17 protein-coding genes are annotated in these 19,958 nt (G+C 76.9%); 7 read left to right on the top strand and 10 right to left on the bottom strand.

Features of this window, described 5'->3' with window-relative positions:
* Positions 1-24: 24 nt before the first annotated feature.
* From AB2L27_RS04990 to AB2L27_RS04960, 7 genes are all read right to left on the bottom strand, one after another.
* Positions 25-1,014, bottom strand: coding sequence for a core-2/I-branching beta-1,6-N-acetylglucosaminyltransferase family protein (locus AB2L27_RS04990; RefSeq protein WP_370440366.1), 990 nt, complete (start codon positions 1,012-1,014; stop codon positions 25-27).
* Positions 1,011-1,298: a hypothetical protein gene (locus tag AB2L27_RS04985; RefSeq protein WP_370440365.1), complete on the bottom strand. Its 288-nt coding sequence runs from the start codon at positions 1,296-1,298 to the stop codon at positions 1,011-1,013. The genes AB2L27_RS04990 and AB2L27_RS04985 overlap by 4 nt, the downstream gene beginning before the upstream one ends.
* A 108-nt stretch (positions 1,299-1,406) precedes the next feature.
* A complete protein-coding gene (locus AB2L27_RS04980; protein WP_370440364.1) occupies positions 1,407-3,824 on the bottom strand; it encodes a serine/threonine protein kinase in 2,418 nt (805 codons plus the stop codon).
* A 199-nt stretch (positions 3,825-4,023) separates the two neighbouring features.
* Positions 4,024-5,562 (bottom strand): oligosaccharide flippase family protein, encoded by a 1,539-nt coding sequence (locus AB2L27_RS04975; protein WP_370440363.1) that lies wholly within the window; start codon positions 5,560-5,562, stop codon positions 4,024-4,026.
* A gap of 64 nt (positions 5,563-5,626) precedes the next feature.
* Positions 5,627-6,409, bottom strand: coding sequence for a glycoside hydrolase family 16 protein (locus AB2L27_RS04970; RefSeq protein ID WP_370440362.1), 783 nt, complete (start codon positions 6,407-6,409; stop codon positions 5,627-5,629).
* A 139-nt stretch (positions 6,410-6,548) separates the two neighbouring features.
* Complete coding sequence (locus tag AB2L27_RS04965) at positions 6,549-7,925, bottom strand: glycoside hydrolase family 16 protein (protein WP_370440361.1); 1,377 nt, start codon at positions 7,923-7,925, stop codon at positions 6,549-6,551.
* Complete coding sequence (locus AB2L27_RS04960; RefSeq protein WP_370440360.1) at positions 7,922-9,373, bottom strand: DUF7402 domain-containing protein; 1,452 nt, start codon at positions 9,371-9,373, stop codon at positions 7,922-7,924. The genes AB2L27_RS04965 and AB2L27_RS04960 overlap by 4 nt, the downstream gene beginning before the upstream one ends.
* Before the next feature lie 286 nt (positions 9,374-9,659).
* Between AB2L27_RS04960 and AB2L27_RS04955 the strand changes: the two genes are divergently transcribed.
* On the top strand, positions 9,660-10,802 hold the full coding sequence (locus AB2L27_RS04955; protein ID WP_370440359.1) for a glycosyltransferase family 4 protein: 1,143 nt from the start codon (positions 9,660-9,662) through the stop codon (positions 10,800-10,802).
* Between the two features lie 22 nt (positions 10,803-10,824).
* Here the strand turns inward: AB2L27_RS04955 and rfbB are convergent, their stop codons facing one another.
* Entirely contained in the window at positions 10,825-11,808 is a 984-nt protein-coding gene (gene rfbB / locus AB2L27_RS04950; protein WP_370440358.1) for a dTDP-glucose 4,6-dehydratase, read from the bottom strand.
* Between the two features lie 29 nt (positions 11,809-11,837).
* Here rfbB and rfbA point away from each other — a divergent pair, with 29 nt between their 5' ends.
* The gene (gene rfbA / locus AB2L27_RS04945) at positions 11,838-12,716 is read left to right on the top strand and encodes a glucose-1-phosphate thymidylyltransferase RfbA (RefSeq protein WP_370440357.1); all 879 of its coding nucleotides are present in this window, start codon (positions 11,838-11,840) and stop codon (positions 12,714-12,716) included.
* 19 nt (positions 12,717-12,735) lie between these two features.
* On the opposite strand, the gene rfbD is transcribed toward rfbA, so the two are convergent.
* Positions 12,736-13,692, bottom strand: a complete 957-nt coding sequence (gene rfbD, locus AB2L27_RS04940; RefSeq protein WP_370440356.1) for a dTDP-4-dehydrorhamnose reductase — start codon at positions 13,690-13,692, stop codon at positions 12,736-12,738.
* Between the two features lie 117 nt (positions 13,693-13,809).
* On the opposite strand from rfbD, the gene AB2L27_RS04935 reads away from it, so the two are divergent.
* Positions 13,810-14,418, top strand: a complete 609-nt coding sequence (locus tag AB2L27_RS04935; RefSeq protein ID WP_370440355.1) for a dTDP-4-dehydrorhamnose 3,5-epimerase family protein — start codon at positions 13,810-13,812, stop codon at positions 14,416-14,418.
* Here AB2L27_RS04935 and AB2L27_RS04930 read toward each other — a convergent pair.
* Positions 14,363-15,571 (bottom strand): glycosyltransferase family 2 protein, encoded by a 1,209-nt coding sequence (locus tag AB2L27_RS04930; protein ID WP_370440354.1) that lies wholly within the window; start codon positions 15,569-15,571, stop codon positions 14,363-14,365. The genes AB2L27_RS04935 and AB2L27_RS04930 overlap by 56 nt on opposite strands.
* A gap of 160 nt (positions 15,572-15,731) precedes the next feature.
* Between AB2L27_RS04930 and AB2L27_RS04925 the strand changes: the two genes are divergently transcribed.
* The 4 genes from AB2L27_RS04925 (at position 15,732) to AB2L27_RS04910 (ending at position 19,733) form a co-directional block, all read left to right on the top strand.
* Complete coding sequence (locus tag AB2L27_RS04925; protein ID WP_370440353.1) at positions 15,732-16,535, top strand: CDP-alcohol phosphatidyltransferase family protein; 804 nt, start codon at positions 15,732-15,734, stop codon at positions 16,533-16,535.
* A gap of 62 nt (positions 16,536-16,597) precedes the next feature.
* Positions 16,598-17,065, top strand: coding sequence for an FAD synthase family protein (locus AB2L27_RS04920; protein WP_370440414.1), 468 nt, complete (start codon positions 16,598-16,600; stop codon positions 17,063-17,065).
* 5 nt (positions 17,066-17,070) lie between these two features.
* Positions 17,071-18,156, top strand: a complete 1,086-nt coding sequence (locus tag AB2L27_RS04915; protein ID WP_370440352.1) for a glycosyltransferase family protein — start codon at positions 17,071-17,073, stop codon at positions 18,154-18,156.
* Positions 18,153-19,733 carry a glycosyltransferase family 39 protein gene (locus AB2L27_RS04910; RefSeq protein ID WP_370440351.1) on the top strand — a complete coding sequence of 527 codons (1,581 nt, stop codon included), beginning with the start codon at positions 18,153-18,155 and terminating at the stop codon, positions 19,731-19,733. The genes AB2L27_RS04915 and AB2L27_RS04910 overlap by 4 nt, the downstream gene beginning before the upstream one ends.
* Positions 19,734-19,958 lie beyond the last annotated feature (225 nt).

Below are 19,958 nucleotides of genomic sequence, written 5' to 3'. Positions count from 1 at the left end.
AGGTGGGCGGCGGGGTGGCCGGCCTCAGCGGGCGGGTGCGGTGGCGAGGTCGAGGTCGTCGAGCACGGGGTCCCCGGGGGCGAACTTGCGCGCCAGGAACCGGCCGCACCCCAGCAGGTGCTCCAGGTCGCCCCGACCGAACTCGTCGGGGCGGCCCGAGGCCGGGTCGCTGAACCGGATCTCGTGCAGCGCGGCCCGTTCCACGACGAGGCCGGGTTCGGCCGCCAGGAGCGTGTGGACGAACGCCTCGGTGGGGATGACCGTGCGGTCGAAGAACCCCAGGAGGGCCTGGCCCTCGGGGGTCTGCAACCGGTCCAGGAACACCTGCAGGGCCCGGCGCGAGAGGGCGAACCACGCCGACCCCCACCAGACCTCGACCCCGGCCACCGGCGGCGAGGCGCGCCGGCCCACCTTCGGCGGCAGGCCCGTCCCGGTGGGCATGAGGTAGAGCCGGACGAACGGCTGGGACCGTTCCACGGCCAGCGCCAGGAGTTCGGCCGCGCGCCGCACGGGGCGCGGGGAACGCCGGCCCCCGGGCCAGGAGGGCAGCGTGGCGTAGCGGAACCCGTAGCGGCGCCGCACGTCCCTCGCGGTGAGGGGGTCGCGGGTCTGCGCGACCGGCTGGGCGTCGACGACCGCGTCGGCCGCGGTGTCCCGCAACCGGGCCCGCAGCGCGGCGGCCGGTGCGACGGGGTAGTCCTGCTCGGACAGGGTCAGGACCCAGTCGACGTCCAGTTCGGCCAGCACCCACCGCAGGACGCGGTGCCGCTCGTGCTCCAGGCTGGCGTCCCCCCAGACGACCGGGGCGGTCACCAGGTGCAGGTGCCCGCCCACGGCGGTCACGACGGCGGGGTCCAGCGGGTTCTCGAACCCGTTGTGCAGCAGCACGATCTCGGCGTCGGGGTCGTTGCGGCGCAAGGTGGTGAGCAGCCGGTCGAGCTGGTCGCCGGAACGGTAGGAGGAGACGAGGTAGGCCAGCTTCGGGTCCCGGACCCCCTCGGCGGTGCCCGTCACGACAGCACCAGCGCGAAACGCACCAGGGTCGCCAGGGCGGCCCCCGCGGCGCACACCACGGTCAGCGCCAACAGCGCGCGCCGCGGGCCGGTGGTCGGCCCGGGGGCGGGGGTGCCCCCCGTGGTGGCGGGGACCGGCCGGGACGTCAGGTCCAGGGCCAGCGCCCCGAGCCCGGCGGCGACCAGGAGCACGAGCCCCAGCCAGGAACCCAGGGCCCGGGCGAGGTCGGGCGGGAACAGCGCGGCGAGCGATCCGTCGAGCAGGGGGTCGACGAGGTGGTGCACCGGGTCCTCCAGCGGGGGTCGGGGAGACGTCGGGGTGGGACGGCCGCGACGGGCGGTCCGTGGCGGGTGGGGTCGTGCGGGTCAGGGGTGCGGATCAGGGGGTGCGGATCAGGGGGTGCGCTGCAGCAGGAGGGCGTCGTCCCAGCGACCGGCGACGTGGTACCCGGTGGCGGTCAGGCGGTCGCCGAACCGCCACAACCAGCCCGCCGGGCGGCCCTGCTGCAGTTCCCCGAAGGCCTCCTGCTCGGAGCTGAGCAGGACGAACTCCGGCGGGTCGTCGTCGAAGCAGGACGCGAACCCGTCGGACAGGCAGGCGTCGACGTCGAGGAACCGTTCGTTCGCCGAGGCGACGGGGTAGCGCGGCGCCAGGCCGGAACCCTCCAGGGTGGTGGCCACCGCGTCGTCCGGGCCGGCGAGGGCGAAGTACCGCTCCGAGGCCGCGACCAACCCGGGGGCGGTCCGCTCGAAGGACGTGTTCAGGCCGCGGGTCCCGACCAGCAGCAGACCGGCGACGACGGCCAGCGCGACGGCGGGCACGACGGCGACGGCGGTGGCGGTGGCGGTGCTCCCGGCCGGGGACGGCCCGCGGCGCCGGTGCCGGCCCCACCCGCGCGGTCGCACCGCGGCGGGCGCGCTCAGGTCGCGCAGGGCCAGGACCGCCAGCGGGGCCAGGACCGGGGAGGCGAACAGGAAGCAGCGGATGACGACCTCCCCGCCGTAGCTCTGCACGGCCAGCAGCCCGAACGGTCCCAGGGCCAGGCCCGCGAGCAGCAGGCTCCCGGGCCGGTGGCGCCGGCGGGACAGCCCCGCGAGGGCGAGCAGCAGGAGCAGCCCGGACCACGCCATCCGCACGTACTGGGCGCGCTGGTACGTGGGGTCGCCGGTGAGCCGCTCGGCCACCCCGGCCCCCAGGGAGGAACCGACCTGGCCGACGTCGCCGAGGACCATCGCCAGGTGCCCGTGCCAGAAGTCGGTGGCGCCGTAGCTGAACCACCCGGCGAACAGGACGGCGGCCAGGAGCCACAGCGCCCGGAACCGCGCCCGGCCGGTCACGGTGAACACGACGAGCGTCAGCAGCAGCGTCAGCGGGGTCAGCTGGTGGGCCGCGACGATCGCGGCGACGACGACGACCAGCGCGACCAGCAGGGCCCGCGAGGCCGCCGGGCTCACCCCGGTCGGGTCGGCCGGGGTGCGGCGCAGCGCGACGGCGACGCGGTCCCGCCACGACGGGGCCGCACCCGCCGTCCCGGAGGGTTCGGAGGACCCGGGCACCCCGGACAGCCACAGGCACGTCGCGAGGACCGCCAGGTAGCAGGTGAGGGCCGTGGCCTGCGGGGAGAAGTAGTCCTGCTGGTACCAGTTCGTGACCATCCCGGCGAGGACGGCGGCCCACGCCCAGCGCGGCGACCCCGTGACGAGGCGCCCGAGGACGAGCAGCGCGGGCAGGTTCACCAGCGCCGAGAACAAGGGCGCTAGGGCGAGGAAGGAGCGGGCGTCGGGGACGCCGGCGAGCGCGACGAGCTGGGCCCCGGCCCCCCAGAACGCGGGCCAGCTGAACCGGGCGTCGACCCCGGCCGGGACGGCGCCGTGGGTGGAGACGTGCTCGATGAACCCGACGTGGACCCACGCCGTCGGGACGCTGCCGAACCCGTCGGCGGCGGCCACCGTGGTGTAGCCGACGAGGGCGAGCAGGACCGTCACCCCGGTGAGCACGAGGTGGTCGGGCCGGTGCCGGCGCAGCGCCAGGACGGCGACCACGGCCAGGACGACGACGGCGAGCACCACCTGCCAGCCCAGGAGGGGCAGCACGCCGAGGGCGGAGACCCGGCCCAGCGGCAGGACCCGCGTCCCCCACCACCACAGGGCGGCGGCGCCCAGCAGCAGGACCACCGACACCGCGCGCAGCCCCCCCACCCGCTGCCGCCAGGGGGTCGCCGGGCGGACCGGCCACCCCAGGGCGCGCAGGCGGGTGCGGGCGGGCCGACTGCGGTGCAGCACGAGCACCGTCGCCGCCACCGCCACCGCGCTGCCGGACCAGGCGGAGCCGACGGGGTGCCAGAACCCCGTCGTCAGCGCCGTCACGCCCTGCAGCAGGGCCCAGGAGAAGCTCAGGGCGACGCCGAGCGCGGCCGTGACCAGCACGTTCGGCAGCCGCAGCGCCAGCGCCAGCGGCAGGCCCGGGACGAGCGTGGCGAACAGGACGGCGCCCACCGCCTGCCCGGGCAGGTGCCCGGGCAGCGCCGCGAGCGCGGGGACGAGGACGGCCAGCACGAGCGAGGCCACCAGCGGGACCCGCAGCGCGTGCAGGACGCGCAGGGACCGCACGTCGGGACGCTCGGCGCCGGGGGCGGCCCCCGCGTCCGGACCGGCCGGCCGGCGGGTCCGGGCCCTCGCCGCTCCCGAGGCCGCTCCCGAGGCCGCACCGTCCGGGCGCCGGCCCTGCCGGGACCGGCGCAGCACCAGCGCCGGGAGGGCGGGCAACGCCGCCACCGCCGCTGCCGTCCCCGCCCGCAGACGTCCGTCCACGCCTCCCCCTCACCTCGTCGTCCCGGTTCCAGGCGGAAGCGGGCTCTCCTCGATCGTCACGGAACGCAGCGGCCGCACCCGCACCCCGTCCGGTCGGGGGTGGGCCGTCCGGGGGGCCCCGGGGGCCCGACGACCCGGCCGGGTGCACCCGTCCGGGACGGACCGCCCGGGGCGGGACCCCGGCCCCTGGACGGGGCCCTCAGACCGCCCGGCGCACCCGGCGCAGCAGCACGAAGCACCACGGCAGGCACGCCAGCGCGAGCGCGAACCGGACGCCGTTGGTCACCGGGTCCTGCGGCAGCAGCACCGTCGCGCCCGCCACCGCGCTCACCAGGACGATCTCGGCGTGCACCCGGCGGGCCGCCCGCGGGAACGCCCCCAGACCGCGGGCGCACCAGCGCTGGGCGGTGCTCTGGACGCAGAAGGCCAGCAGCGTCGCCACGGCCGCGCCGAGGATGCCCCAGAACGGCACCAGGACCAGGTTCAGGCCGATGTTCAGAGCCGCGACGGCCACCGAGACGACGGCCAGCAACCGGGTGCGGCGCTCGATGACGAGCATCCGTCCGCTCGCGCTGCCCGCGGCCCCGGCGTAGGCGCTGAGGACGACGACGTAGACGACGGCCAGCAGCCCGGCCGGTTCGAAGGTCGCCGGGGCGATGACGCGCAGGACGACGGGCGCACCCAGGACGATCCCGAGCACGACCGGGGACAGCAGCCGGTAGATGGTGTCGCGGGTGGCGCCGATGAGCTCGGCGCGCCGGACGCGGTCGGCGACGGCGGCGAACCGGGGGGTCCAGGTCGAGCTCGTGAGCCCGATGACCTGGGTCGCGACGTAGCCCACGGTGTACGCGATCTGGTAGCGACCGACCTCGGCGGGACCGGTCAGCCGTTGCAGCACGATGCGGTCGCCGGCGTTGAGCACGAAACCGGACAGCGAGTTCAGGACCAGCGGGACGCCGAACGCCACCGCGGGGGCCAGGGCCGGCCAGGACAGCGCCCCGCGCCAGCGCGGGCGGGTCAGGCACAGGCCCACGACGGCACCCACCGCGTCGGCGACGAGCAGGCCGCTGACGTAGCGGGTGACCCCGCTCGGACCGGCGGCCTGGACGTGGGCCAGGACGAGCACGACGCCGAGCACCTGCCCGCCCACCGCCGACAGCAGCGTCACCAGGGCGTAGGGGCGCAACCGGTCCGCGGCCAGCAGCAGGCCCAGGGCGACGAACACCCCGGCCGTCGGCACCGTCCACAGGACGGTCAGGAGGAGCACGGGGCGGTCGGTGAACCCCAGCACCGGCCCCCACCAGCCGGCCGTGACCCAGACGAGGCTGGTGGCGGCCGTCGCCACGAGCAGCGCGGCGCCGGCCAGGGACCGGGCGGCCCGGTCGTGCCCGTCCTGGGCGAACCGCAGGACGAGAGCGTGGTCCAGCCCCAGCAGGACGACGGCCATCAGCAGCTGGTGCAGCGAGACGGCCAGCGCGAGGGTGCCCAGGGCGGCGGGGTCGCCCAGGACGTGCGCCAGGACCGGCGAGGCGAACGCGCTGGAGACGAGCTGGGCCCCGGCGACGACGACGTAGAGCAGACCCCGCCCGAACAACGTCGAACCGCTCGCCTGCCGCTGGGCCTCGTCCTGCCGGTCCTCCCCGGCCGGACCGCCGGCGGGTTCTGCACCGGCGGGTTCTGCACCGGGGGGTTCTGCACCGGGGGGTCCGGCCAGGCGGGCGGGCGTGGCGGCGCTCACGGGGCGACCTCCGGTCGGTGCTGCGGGTGGGGCTGCGGGTGGGGCTGCGGGTGGGACACGCGGATCAGGTCCACGGGTGGCTCTCGATCCGCACGAGCTCGACCTCCACGAGGGCCTCGGCCGTCGGCAGCCCCCCGGGTTCCCCGGCGGTGCTGCCGGTCTCGGTCTGCAGCACGAAGTGCATGGACGTGTCCGGGACCCCCGTCGTGGAGGACCCGACGACGGTTCCGTCGAGCAGGAAGCGGACCAGCCCCGGGCTCCACTCCACGACGGCGGTGTGCCAGTCGTCGAGGAAGGCGTCCGTGCCGAACTCCTCCACGGTCCCGGCCGGGTCGGCGTGGTGCAGGAAGGCGCCGATGGTGTGCTGCAGGTCGGCGTCGGGGAAGTCGATCTCCCCGTCCTCGGGCCAGCGCTCGCTGTCCGGCCACAGCAGGAAGGCGAGCTTCCACCCCGGGACCGGGTCGGCGCGCAGCCGGACGGTGTACCGGCCGTAGCGCTGGCCGTAGTGGGGCAGGCGCGGGACGACGGCGGCCGAGGCCGGTTCCCCGTCGACCTGCTGCAACCGGAACCGCAGCCGGCCCCCGCGCACGGACAGGACCTCGTCGGGGCGGTACACCCCGCGCTTGGAGGTGTCCCGCCACCCGGTCGGGTACACGTCGAACCGGTCGCCGTACACGCCGCGGAACTCCCCCTCGGCGGCGTCGTCGGAGAACTCCTCGTGGAACTGCACGGCCTCCCCCGTCGCCTCCTGGGCCGAGCAGGCGGAACCGGCCAGCACGGGCAGGGCCGCGGCGGTCCCGCCCAGGGTCAGGAGGAACGACCGGCGGGTCCTCGTCGTCCCGCTCACCGGCCGGTCCCCCTCTGCGTCGTGCGGGACCCGGGTGGGGCCGCCCGTCCATCCTGCGCGCCTCCGCACGGGCCGGAGAACTCCCGTGAGCACCGCTGCGCCGTTCGGGCGACACGATCGACCCTTGCGGCGCAACGGGTCAGACCCTTTCCCAGATCGCGACCCAGTCGATGAGGACGTGGGCCTGCGACCCGGCCGGCGGGACGGTCTTGCCCGTGATGGTCTGCAGGACCAGGTGCAGGGGTTCGGTCGGGACGGTCGAGGAGGTCCCGGTGCGCCGGCCGTCGAGGAAGAACGTCACCGCCTGCGGCGTCCACTCCACCGTCGCCGTGTGCCACTGGTCCCACGTCGCGGGGGTGAACACCGACAGCGCGTTGGCCGCCGGGGTCGCGAGGTCGTGGTTGTGGGCGTCGACGGTGGTGGCGGTCGTCATGCCCTCGGCGAAGTCGATCTCGCCGTCGTGCCAGTCGTCGGCGTCGGACCACAGCAGGAACGCCGCCCCCCACCCGGCCCCGGGATCGGCCCGGAAGCGCACGGAGTAGCGGCCGTGGGTGCGTCCGCCCCACGTGCCGTCACCGTTGACGAGGGCGACGACCCCGGCCCCCAGGGCCGTACCGCCCTCGGTGCGCGTGTGCAGGTCGAGCACGCCGTCGTGGACGGAGGCGACCTGCCGCGTGCGGTACTGGAAACTCCCCGAGGAGTCGGGGAAACCGTCGTACCCGGCCCAGCGGTCGGCGTAGGCCGGGCCGGGGAACCGGCCCGGGGCGACGTCGGTGTCGAACCCCTCGGCCAGCACCTGACGCCACCCGGGCAGGTCGCCGACGGGCAGCGCGTCGGCCGGCGCGGGGGCGCCGGCCGCCGTCGGGGTCCCTCTCGCGGGGGTCGCGGCGGCGGGGTTCGCGGCGGCGGGGTTCGCGGCAGGGGCGGCGCCGGCCAGCGGCGTCGACGCGCCCGCGGGGACGGTGCCGGGGGCCGTCGGGCCGGCGTCCGCGGTGGGCGGCGCCTGCGGTGCCGTGGTCTCGGTCACCGCCGGGGAACCGGGGGCGACGACGAGGGTCCCGGACCGGCCGACGGACGACCAGACCCCGCCGGTGCGCACGCAGGCCGAGAACGACCAGGTGCCCGCCGGCAGGGTCCCGGTGGTCGTCAGGGCGACGGCCCGCGGCCCGAGCTCGACCCCGCGGGTCAGGGGGAAGTCGGCCCGCCCGCCGGCGGCGTCGGTGAAGCAGACCCCGGCGTACTCGGCGGTGGTGGCCACGTCGGCCGACACCGTCACCTGGGCCGAGACGTCGACCCCGCTGGCGACCACGACCGCGGAACCGCGGTAGGCGGCGGCGTCGGCCCGCACGGCCTGGAACCACACCGCGACCAGGACCGCGGCGGCCAGGGCGGCGGCCAGCAGGACCCGCCCCCGCGAGCCGGCCGGGGTCCGGCGCAGCAGGTCCTCGGCCGGTGCGCGGTGGGCGGCGGGTGCGCGGTGGGCGGCGGGGCCCGCCGGGGCGGTCCGGGCCGTCACGGGGTCCAGACCTGGATCTCGGCCAGCCCCACGTTCCGCGTCGAGGGACCCACCCCCGTCACCTCGAACCGCACCGACCCCGTGGAGACCGCCGGGAACGAGACCACCGTCCCCGCCGCCGACACCGCACCCACCGGCACCACCGACCCGTCGGAGAACACCAACCGACCCGAGACCACCTCGTCGTCACCGTTGGGCCGGTCGAACAGCACCACCCGGTCCACCCTCACCGCAGAACCCCACGACAACGACAACCACGAACCGACCCCACCACCGACCGTGGCCCACTCCCGGCCGAAGTCCCCCGGGTACCCGTCCACCACACCGTCGACGGCCTTGTCCGCGCTCTGCCCCGTCGACCAGTCCTGGCTGGAGGCCTGCACCGACGCCGCCCCCGCCACGTTCACCGACCCGACCGGAACCTGCGTCGGCGGTGCCGTGGGTTCCGGGGTGGGTTCCGGGGTCGGTTCCGGGGTGGTGACGGTGTGCTGGCGCCGCATCCACGCCGCCTCGGGGCGGCCGGGGGCCTCGCAGTCGGCCCGGGTGGAGCACTCCTTCCAGTCCCACCGCGCGTACTGCAGGTACGCCGACCACTTGCGGTCCAACGGGTCCCCGTCGACGTTGGCCGGCAGGTCGGCGCCGGGGTACCCGAGGTACCCCACCAGGCGTGCCCCGGGGGCGGACCGCTGCTGGGCGAGGCGGGTGAAGTAGCCGACGGAGTGGTGGTCGCTGTGGTCGCCGTCCCCGTACGTCCCGGCGAAGTCCAGGGTCCGGACGGTCGTGGCCCCCTGGGAGGTGATGAGGGCGCCGAGCGTGGCGAGGAGGTCGTCCCTGCCGTACCGCTGCGTCCCGTCGACGGTCTGCAGGGTGGGCAGGTCCCCCTGCCACAGCTTCTGCAGGCTCTGGTGGCCGTGGGCGGGGAAACCCGAACCGTCGAGGTTGCCGTCGGGCAGCTGCAGGAACACCAGGGAGATCCGCGGGGCGGCGTCGAGCGTGGCGACCTCGGCGGTGCGGTCGGCGAACGTCCTCGTGGTGGTCGTCCAGCGGTCCTCGACCCCGGCCATGTGGGCGTAGGCGGCCTGCACCCCGGTCCGGCGCGACTGCCAGTACCAGGTGCTCGAGGCCTCTCCCGCGTCGGCGGCCGTGACGTAGACCGTCCGCACGCACTGACCGGCGTGGATCGAGTCCAGCACGTCGGGGTTCTGGAAGAACAGGTCGTCGTCGGGGTGGGCGTCGACCGTCACGACGGCCCCCGCGGGGCACTCGGTCCGGTCCTGACTCACCGGGTCCACGGGGTCCACGGGGTCCACCGGGTCCGCCGCGGCCGGCAGCACCGCGGAACCGGCCAGCGCCAGGCCGGCGACCGCGCCCAGGACGGCGCGCACCCCGGCCGCGCGCCACCGGGGGACGGCGCGGGGCTCGGTCTGCGGCGGTCGGGTCTGACGCACGGTGCTCTCCTCCTGCGGGATCACGGGGACCTCACCCCGTCGCCGCACCGTAGGTCGGCGTGCGGGCCCGGTTCGACGGTCCGTCACCGGGTTCATCCGAACGCGCTGCCCGGTCTGCCCGGACGGAGCAAGGGCACCCCCGGGCACGGCACGGGAGGTGACGGGGAGCCGGTTCCCGCGGCGTCCGGGGGTGTGCGGGGGGGGGTGCGGCCGGTCGGGGCCCCGCCTTGGCCCGTCCGGGTGCCGGTGACCCCCCGGCCCGGTCCGGTGACCGCACGATGGTGGCGTGCGCATCGTCACCCAGAGCAACGCCTTGCACCCCCTGGGCGGCGTCGAACTCTGCACCGTGCAGTGGACGCAGGGGCTGAGCGCCCGGGGGCACACCTTCGCGGTGGCCCACACCGCGGACGGGGCCCAGCGCGCGGACTTCACCGCGGCCGGGGCGTCCCTGCACGGGTCGGCGCACTTCTCCTTCGACCCCCGCACCGCCCCGCGCGACCTGTGGCGGATGGCCCCCTCGGTCCGGTGGGCCGCCGGGCAGGACCCCGACGTCGTCTGGTTGCAGCGCTTCGAGCACAGCGTGTGGGGCCACGCCGTCGCGGCCGCGGCCCGGCGCCCCCTCGTCGTGCACCTGCACCAGGCCCCGGAGTCGGGCCACGTCCGGCTCCTGGGCCGGGGCGTGCCGGTGTTCGTGGCGACCTCGGAGTTCATGCGCCGGCGCTGGGCGTCGGCCGGGTTGCCCCCGGAGCGGATCCGCACGGTCCGCAACGCCGTCCCCGCCCACGAGTACCCGGTCGGGGGCGAGGCCGAGCGCCGCGCGGCCCGCGCGGCCCTGGGCCTGCCGCCCGGCGCGTTCACGGCCCTGCACTACGGCCGGCTGTGGCCGCCCAAGGGCACCGGGGTCGTGCTGGAGGCGTGGCGCCGGCTGGGCCTGGGCGCGGAGGGGCACCTGCTGCTGGTCGGGCAGGTCGACGACCCGCAGGTCGCGGCCGAGATCGCCCGGGGGCAGCAGGAGGGCTGGTGCACCTGGCTGCCGGGCCGGGCCGACGTGGTGCCGCTGCTGCACGCCTGCGACGTCGTGCTCTTCCCGACGCTGCTGCCCGAGGCGTTCGGCCGGGTCGCCCTGGAGGCGCTGCTCACCGCCCGCCCCGTGCTGGCCTCGGCCGTCGGCGCCGTGCCGGAGGTGCTGCGGGGCTCACCGGCCGGCCGGCTGCTGCCGCCGGGGGACGTCGAGGCGCTGGTGGAGGCGCTGCGCACGACGGCGACGTCCGCGGCACCGGCCCGGCTGGCCCGGGAGGCGGCGGACTGGGCGCGCCGGGAGTTCTCCTACGAACGCCACCTCGAGGAGGTCGAGGACGCCCTGCGGGGGGCGGCCCGGGCCGGCCGCGGGCGCGCACCGGCGCCGGCCGGGACGCTCAGCCCGGTCTGAGCGGCCCCGGCCCCGGGGCGGGTCAGGCCGCCAGGAGCGGACGCCACCAGTCGGCGCGCTCGCGGTACCACCGGACCGTGTCGGCCAGGCCGGAGGCGAAGTCGTGGACGGGGGCGTACCCGAGCTCCTCGCGGATCTTGCGGCAGTCCACCGAGTACCGCAGGTCGTGCCCCTTGCGGTCCGGCACGTGCCGCACGCGGCGCCAGTCGGCGCCGAGCGCGTCCAGGACGCGCTCGGTGAGGTCGCGGTTGGTCAGCTCGGTGCCCCCGCCGATGTTGTAGACCTCCCCGGGGCGGCCGGAGCGGACGACGAGGTCGATGCCGCGGCAGTGGTCCTCGACGTGCAGCCAGTCCCGCACGTTCGCCCCGTCGCCGTACAGCGGGACCGACCCGCCCTCCAGCAGCGTCGTGACGAACAGCGGCACCACCTTCTCGGGGAACTGGTAGGGGCCGTAGTTGTTCGAGCAGCGGGTCGTGCAGACCGGCACCCCGTGGGTGCGGCCGTAGGCGCGCACCAGCAGGTCGGCCGAGGCCTTCGAGGCCGAGTACGGGGAGTTCGGTGCCAGCGGGCTGTCCTCGGTCCACGACCCGTGGGCGATGGACCCGTACACCTCGTCGGTGGACACGTGCACGAACTTCTCCACGCCGTGCCGGGCGGCGGCCTCCAGCAGGACCTGGGTCCCGGTGACGTTGGTGCGCACGAAGTCGGACCCGCCGGCGATGGACCGGTCGACGTGGGTCTCGGCCGCGAAGTGCACGACGACGTCGGCGGCGGCCACGAGCGGGTCCACGACCGCGGCGTCGGCCACGTCCCCGCGCACGACGCGCAGCCGCGGGTCACGGGCCACCGGGTCCAGGTTCGCCGGGTTCCCCGCGTAGGTGAACTTGTCGAGCACGACGACCTCGGCCGGGGCCGGACCGAACCCCGCACCGGGGGGCGCGGACAGGACCGACCGCACGTAGTGGCTCCCGATGAATCCCGCCCCGCCCGTCACCAGCACCTTCATGCGACCCAGCGTAGTGGCACAATCACCGCATGCGGGGGATCATCCTGGCCGGGGGTTCGGGCACGCGCCTGCACCCCATCACCCGGGGGACGAGCAAGCAGTTGCTCGCGGTCTACGACAAGCCGATGGTCTACTACCCGCTGACCACGCTCATGCTCGCCGGGATCCGCGAGGTCCTGGTCATCACCACCCCGCAGGACGCCCCGCAGTTCCGGCGCCTGCTCGGCGACGGTTCCCGGTTCGGCCTGGACCTGTCCTACGCCGAGCAGCCCGAACCCGGTGGCCTGGCCCAGGCGTTCCTCATCGGTGAGGAGTTCATCGACGGCGGGCAGGTCGCTCTCGTGCTGGGGGACAACGTCTTCTACGGTCCGGGCCTGGGTCAGCAACTGTCCCGGTTCACCTCCGTGAGCGGCGCGGCCGTCTTCGCCTACCAGGTCCGCGACCCCAGCGCCTACGGGACGGTGGAGTTCGACGACACCGGCACGGTCGTGGGGCTGGAGGAGAAACCCGAGCACCCGCGCAGCAGCTACGCCGTCCCGGGGCTGTACTTCTACGACGCCGACGTCGTCGGCATCGCCCGGGGGTTGCGCCCCTCGGCCCGCGGGGAACTGGAGGTCACCGACGTCCACCGGGAGTACCTGCGCCGCGGCCGGCTGCACGTGGAGGTGCTGCCCCGCGGAACCGCCTGGCTGGACACCGGCACGTTCGACCAGATGCTCGCGGCCAGCAACTTCGTCGGGACGCTGGAATCGCGCCAGGGCCTGAAGATCGGCTGCCCCGAGGAGGTGGCGTGGCTGCAGGGCTGGATCGACGACGACGAACTGCGGGCGCGCGCGGCGGAACTGGCCAAGAGCGGGTACGGCGACTACCTCCTCGGCCTGCTGGACCGGCCCCGCCGGTCGCCCTGAGGGGTTCCCGCTCACCGGCTCACCCCGCCCCCGGCTCACCCCGGCCCTCGGTGGCCGCGGTCAGGCCGGCCGCCCGCAGGACCTCCGGCGCCGCGAGGGCCCACCGGTCCTGCCAGTCCCCCGGGGGTTCGACCCCGGCGGCCCGCAACCCGTCGCTGTCGAGCACCGAGAACTCCGGCCGGCGGGCCGCGGTGGGGAACTCCGCGGTGCTCACCGCCCGCACGGGGACGTCGGTGATCCCGGCCGCGGCCAGCACCGCCGCCGCGAACGCGCACCACGTCGTGCGACCGGCCGCGCCGGCGTGGTACGTCCCGGCCGGGGCCCCGGCCCCGACGAGGTCGACGAGGACGCGGGCCACGTCCGCGGTCCACGTCGGGGCGCCCCACTGGTCGTCGACGACGGACAGCGCGCCGCGCTCGCGGGCCAGGCGCAGGACCGTGCGCGGGAAGCACGGCCCGCCGGCCCCGTACAGCCACGCGGTGCGGACCACCAGGGCGTCGCCGCCGGCGGCGTGCACGGCCCGCTCCCCGGCCAGCTTGCTGCGCCCGTAGGCCGAGACCGGCGCCGTCGGGTCCTGGGCGCGGTAGGCGCGCCGCGTCGCGGCCGGTGCCCCGACCCCGCCGGGGGACCCGGACGGTCCGGCCGACCCGTGGAGCCCGTCGAAGACGTAGTCGGTGGACAGGTGCACGAACCGGGCCCCGGCCGCCGCAGCGGCCCGGGCCAGCGTCCCGGCGCCGGTGGCGTTGACGGCGACCGCGGCGCTCTCGTCGGACTCGGCGAGGTCGACGGCGGTCCAGGCCGCGCAGTTGACCACGACGTCGGCGCCGGTCAGCAGCTCCCGGGCCCGGCGCGCGTCCTGCACGTCCAGGTCGGCGCGGTGCAGCGCCAGGACGTCCCCGCCGGGGTCGGCGCGGCGGACCGCCCGCACGACGTCGGGCGCCAGCAGCCCTCCGGCCCCGGTGACCACCCAGCGCATTCGCCTACCCCCCGTCACGACCATCTAGATGCTTCGTCGTCGCGCAGCATACTGAGCGTCATCTGCCGTCGTGCAGGTCTTCACTCAGCGATGTCCAGCGACACCAGGAGTCACACCGTGCACGTGGAAGAACTGACCGTCCCGGGCGCCTTCGTCTTCACCCCGACCCGGCACGAGGACGACCGCGGGACCTTCCTGGAGTGGTTCCGCGCCGACGACCTGCGCGCGGCGACGGGCCGCGACCTGGACCTGGCCCAGGCCAACTGCTCGGTCTCGGCGGCCGGGGTCGTGCGCGGCGTCCACTACGCCGACGTGCCGCCGGGGCAGGCCAAGCACGTGTCCTGCCCCGCCGGGGCCGTCCTGGACGTCGTCGTCGACCTGCGGGTGGGCTCCCCCGCCTTCGGCTCCTGGGCCTCGGTCCTGCTCGACGACGTGGACCGTCGCACGGTGTTCCTGCCCGAGGGCGTGGGGCACGCCTTCCTCGCCCTGGCCGAGGCCTCCACGGTCGTCTACCTGTGCTCCACGGGGTACTCCCCCGGCCGCGAGCACGGCGTCGACCCCCTCGACCCGGACCTGGCGATCGCGTGGCCCACCGCGGGACGGGACGGCTCGCCGCTGACGCTGCGCCTGTCGGAGAAGGACCGGCGCGCCCCCGGTCTGCGGGAGGCGCTCAGCGCGGGGGCCCTGCCGACGTGGGCGGCGTGCCCGGCCCCGGCGCGGTCCTGAGACCCCCGCCGGGCGCGGCCCCGCCGGGCGCGGCCGGGCGCGCGTACTCGGCGTAGGTCCAGCCCCAGGCCCCACCGGCCATCCCCAGCCCGCGGGCGGCGGCCCGGGCCCCCCGGGCGTGCCAGCGGGGTCGCCCCAGGAGCCGGCCGGCGGCGGCGCCCGCCCCGCCCGCCGCGGCGCGCAGCGCCCCCGCGGCCGTGAGCCGGACCCGCGCCCGCCACCGGTCGCCCGGTCCGCCCGCGAGCGCCAGGGATGTGCGCGACCAGCTGTTCCCGCTGCGCAACGCCCTGCGCAGCACCCACTCCCGGCTCGCGCGGGCGGCCGGGACGACGTCGGTGACGAGCGCCTCGTCGCACCAGAGCAGCCGCAGCCCGGCCGTGGTCAGGGAGCGGGTGAAGAGCGTGTCCGAGCCGCCGCTGAGGCCGAAGCGCTCGTCAAAGGCGGCGGGCAGGTCGACCCCGGCCGCCCGCAGGGCGCGCAGGTCCAGCAGCAGGTTGTTGGTCGCGGCGACCTGCACGGGGGTGCCGGTGGGCAGCCGGCGGCGCTCGAAGAAGCCCCCGGCGGTGATCCACGGGTCCAGGGGGGTCTGGAAGCGGGAGACGACGGGGCCGACGACGCCGGCCGCCCCGGAGCGGCGGTGCTCGGCCAGGAGGGCGTCGAGCCAGCCGTCGGCGGGTCGTTCGTCGTCGTCGAGGAAGACGAGCAGGTCGGCCGGGCCGGCGCCGGGGCCCGTGGGCCGGTCGGCGTGGGCCAGGGCGCGGTTGCGCGCGGCCGCGATGCCCGGGCGCGCCTCGTGGACGTGGCGCAGGGGTGCCCCGGGGGTGGCGGCGACCCGTTCGACGAGCTCGCGGGCCCCGGCGGCCGGGTCGTTGTCGACGACGAGGACCTCCGCCGGTGGCCGGCTCGCGGCGGCCTGGGCCCGCAGCCGGGGCAGGAGCGCGGCGAGGTCGTCCGGGCGCCGGTAGGTCAGGACGGCGACGACGACGCGGAGGTCGCCGGCGGCGGCGCCCCCACCGTCGCCCCCACCGTCGCCGGTACCGCCGGCGGGGCCGACACGCCCGGGCGCGTCCGGCCCCACCGGCGCCGGTGCGCCGCCCGGCGCCCCGTCCGCAGCCCCCTCGCGCGCCCCCGCGGCCTCCCCTGTCGAGTGCACACCGTGTACCGTCCGTCTCTCTCCGCATTTCACCGTCCGGAGGCCGTCCTCACGCGGTGGGGACGCTCCGTGACCTACATTTCTAGCAAGACGCGCACGCAGCGTGACCAGAACAGCGAGCTGGACCACACGTACCACGAGGACCCGGGGGGGACCGCACGTGAGCGCCGGAGGCTTGACCCGGGAGGACACCCGGCCCCAGGACGGGACCGCGCAACGCCCACGCTACGGCGAGGCGGTGCTGCGGCTGTCGGGCGCGCAGAAGAGCGCCCGCGGCGCCCCGGCCTACTCCCGCTTCGTCAACCGCCCCCTCGGGCGCCGCCTGGCCGCCGCCGCCCACGTCGCCGGCGCCACGCCGAACCAGGTGACGGTCGCCTCCGGGCTGAGCACCGCCGCCGGCATCGGCGCGCTGGCGCTGCTGCCGCCGGCCTGGTGGACCGGCCCGGTCGTGGCGGCGCTGCTCGTCCTGGGGTACGCCCTGGACGCCGCCGACGGCCAGCTCGCCCGGCTGCGCGGCGGCGGGTCCGTCGCCGGGGAGTGGCTGGACCACGTGGTCGACGCGGCCAAGACCGCCACGATCCACCTGGCCGTCCTCGTCGCCGCCTACCGGGGCTGGGAGCCGCGGCCGCAGGCGTGGCTGCTGCTGCCGCTGCTGTTCAGCGCCGTGGCCAGCACCTGGTTCTTCACGATCATCCTCAACGACCACCTGCGCCGGCGCGCCGGGACCCGCGACGGGCAGGCCACGGTCGCCGCCGGGGAGGCGCGCCAGCACTCCACGCTGCGGTCGCTGGCCTCGGTGCCCGTCGACTACGGCGTCCTGTGCCTGCTGACCGTCCTGTCCGGTCTGCCCGTCGTCTTCGGCTGGGCCTACGGCGCGCTCGCGGTCGCCTTCACCCTGGTCACCGGGGCCTCGATGGTGGCCTGGTTCCGGCAGGTCCGCGCCCTCGACCGGGGCCCGTCGTGACGGGCCCGGCCCCCGTCCCCGGCGACCGGGGCCCCGGGGTGCACGCCGACCGGACCGTGGACCTGCGCACGAGCGGTGCGGGCGGGCCGGGCGGTACCGGCGGGGCCGAGGGCACCACCACCGGGTACGTCCCCGGGGCCTGGGACCTGTTCCACGTCGGGCACCTGAACATCCTGCGGCGGGCCCGGCGCTCGTGCGACGTCCTCGTCGTGGGCGCCGTCACCGACGAGGTGCTGGCCGCCACGAAGGGCCGGCGCCCGGTCATCCCGCTGGTCGAGCGCCTGGAGATCCTGCGCAGCCTGAGCGTGGTGGACCGCGTCGTCGTCGACGACTGCACCAGCGACAAGATGCCCATGTGGCAGCGGCTGCACTTCGACGTCCTGTTCAAGGGCGACGACTGGCGCGGGACCGCCAAGGGCGCGGTGCTGGAGGCGAGCATGGCCGCCGTCGGGGCCCGGGTCGTCTACTTCCCCTACACGCACGGCACGACCTCGACGCTGCTGCGGCAGTTCATCGAGACGAACGGCTGATCCCCGTGGGACCTGGCCGACCCGTGGTCCTGCAGTCGTTCCGCACCCCCCGGCCCACCTCGAACCCCTACCTGGCCGCCCTGCTGGAATCGTTGCCGGCCGGCGGTGAGCGCGGGGTGGACGTGCGGACGTTCTCCTGGCGCACGGCTCTGCTGGGGCGCTACGACGTCCTGCACGTGCACTGGCCCGAGCTGCTGCTGCGCAGCCACCGGCGCGGCGGGCGCGCGGCCCGCGCCGCGGCGACCGGTCTGCTCCTGGCCCGGTTGGCGCTGCGGCGGACCCCGCTGGTGCGCACCGTGCACAACCCGAGCCCGCACGAGGACGGCGGCCGCCTCGAGCGGTTCCTGCTGGCCCGCCTGGACGCGGCGACGACGGTGACGGTGCACCTGAGCGCGCGGACCGTGGGGACCGTGTGCCCGGGCTCCACCGCCGTCGTCGTCCCGCACGGGCACTACCGCGGGCAGTACGCGGGGCACGAGCACCGCGCCCCGGTGCCCGGCCGCCTGGTCCACCCCGGCCTGCTGCGCCCCTACAAGCAGGTGGAGGCGCTGCTGGCGGCGTTCACCGCCCTGCCCGGCGAGCACAGCCTGCACGTCCTGGGCGCGGCACCGGACGCGGCCCTGGCCGGGCGGGTGCGGGCGGCCGCGGCCGGGGACGACCGGGTCCGGGCCGACCTGCACCACGTCGGGGACGCCGAGCTCGTGCGCGCCGTGACGGCGGCCGAGCTCGTCGTCCTGCCCTACGCCCCGCGCGGGGGGTCGGGGGCGCAGCTGCTGGCCCTGTCCCTGGACCGGCCCGTCCTGCTGCCCGCGGGACCGGCCGCGGCCGAGCTGGCGGCCGAGGTCGGCCCCGGCTGGGTGCACACCTTCACCGGCCCCCTGTCCCCGGCCCACCTGCAGGCCGCCCTGGCCGCCGTGCGCGCCGACGCGCGCACCGGGACGCGGGCCGACCACCCCGACCTGTCCGCGCGCGGGTGGGACGTCGTCGGGCGCGCCCACGCCGACGTCTACCACCGGGCCGTGGGCCGGGCGGCCGGCGACCACCGCGCCCACCACGCCCGGCCCGTCGGCGCCGGCGTCGGCGGGGCATGAGCGCCCCCGCGGTCGAGGCGGCCCCGGCCACCGCGCGGCGGACCCCGCCCGACGCCGTCCTGCTGCCCCTGGTCGGGGTCCTCGCGACCATGGCCGTCTCCCTCGGCGCGTGGCGGCCCTCGCTGTGGACCGACGAGGCCGCCACGATCAGCGCCGCCCGGCGCACCCCCGCGCAGCTGTGGCGGATGCTGCAGGAGCTCGACGCCGTGCACGGCCTCTACTACGCCGCCCTGCACGTCTGGACGGACCTGGCCGGCACCTCCCCGTTCGCGCTGCGGCTGCCGAGCGCCGTGGCCGTGGGCCTCGCGGCCGTCGGCGTGCTCGTCCTGACCCGTCGCCTCGCGGGCGGCACCTCCACCGCCGTGCTGGCCGCGGCCGCGTTCACCCTGCTGCCGCGCACCGCCTGGTCGGGGACGGAGGCGCGTTCCACCGCGGCGGCCACCGCGCTGGCCGTGTGGTGCACCGTCCTGCTCGTGCGGGCCCTGGCCACCCCACCGGGCCCACCGGGCCCCCCGGCGCGCCGGTGGTGGGCCGGGTACGCGCTCACCGCGGCGAGCGCGGTCGTGCTGAACGTCTACCTGGTGCTCCTGCTGGCCGCCCACGCCGTCACCGTCGCGCTCCTGCGCGAAGTCCCGGTCCGGCGCCGGGTCCCCTGGGCGGTGGCGGCCGGGGCCGGCCTCCTGCTCGCCTCCCCCGTCGTGGTGCTGGTGCGCGGGCAGGGCGGGCAGCTCGGCGGGTCCTCCCCCGGTCCGGTCACGCTGGCGCGCCGGCTCGTGGTGGACCAGTTCTTCCTCGGGGAGACCCCGACGACCGGGTCCGGCGCCGGCGGCTGGTCCTGGTGGCAGCCGGCGGCGGTGGCCCTGGCCGTGCTCGGCTGGGCCCTCGTGCTGCCCGCGCTGCGCCGGGACGCCACCGGGCGCCGCCCGGCGGTGGCGGTGTGGTGCCTGCCCTGGCTGCTGCTGCCCTCCGGGCTCGTCGCCCTCGCCGCGCTCCTGGCACCGGCCACGGCAGGCCCGCTGCACAACCCGCGGTACTTCGCGTTCTGCGCCCCCGCCCTCGCGGTGCTCACGGCCTGCACCCTCGCGACCCTGCCCCGCCGGCCGCGGCTGCTCCTAGCCGGCCTGGCCGCGCTGCTCGCCCTGCCCGTGCTCGTCTCCCAGCGCACCCCGCACGCCAAGAGCTCCTCGGACTGGGCCCAGGTCGCCGACCACCTGTGCCGCCACGCCTCCCCCGGTGACGCCGTCTACTTCGGCGCTCGACGGCCCCCCGTGGACGGCACGGTGACGCTCACGACGCGGAACATCTCGGTGGCCTACCCGCGCTGCTTCGCCGGGCTGGACGACCTGACGCTGACGCGGACGCCCGCAGCGGCCGGGGACCTCACCGGCCGGTCGCGCCCGCTGGCCGCGGCCGACCTGGCCGCCCACGACACCGTCTGGGTCGTGCGCCGCCCGGGAGACGCGACCGTCGCCGCCGACGACGAGGTCCTCGCGCGCGCCGGCTTCACCGAACGCAGCCGCTGGTCCGGGCCGCTGGACGAGGTCGTGGAGTTCACCGCCGGGGCGCGGGGGCGGTGAGGGTCCCGCGCCCGCCGGTCTGGGAGGATCCGGACTCGTCGTCGCAGAGGAGGAACCCGTGCTCGCGGACTCGCCGATGACCCTCGTCGTCATGGTGGTCGTGGTCCTGGTCGTCATCGTCGGTGTTCTCGTCGCGCTCCTGACACGTCGCCGGTGAGGCCCGGCGGAGGACGGCGCGACCACCGGCGGGTTCGGCGCTGACGGACGTGGCGGGGACCACCGGTT

This window comes from Kineococcus halophytocola (assembly GCF_041276425.1).
Classification (GTDB): Bacteria; Actinomycetota; Actinomycetes; order Actinomycetales; family Kineococcaceae; genus Kineococcus; species Kineococcus halophytocola.
The sequence above is the reverse complement of the archived record's forward strand: the minus strand, read 5'-3'. Positions and strand labels throughout refer to the sequence as shown.

Bases quoted from the DNA above. Each gene is read 5' to 3' on its own strand.
- rfbB (WP_370440358.1), bottom strand. From the start codon at position 11,808: ATGAAGGTGCTGGTGACGGGCGGGGCGGGATTCATCGGGAGCCACTAC.
- rfbA (WP_370440357.1), top strand. From the start codon at position 11,838: ATGCGGGGGATCATCCTGGCCGGGGGTTCGGGCACGCGCCTGCACCCC.
- rfbD (WP_370440356.1), bottom strand. From the start codon at position 13,692: ATGCGCTGGGTGGTCACCGGGGCCGGAGGGCTGCTGGCGCCCGACGTC.
- AB2L27_RS04910 (WP_370440351.1), top strand. From the start codon at position 18,153: ATGAGCGCCCCCGCGGTCGAGGCGGCCCCGGCCACCGCGCGGCGGACC.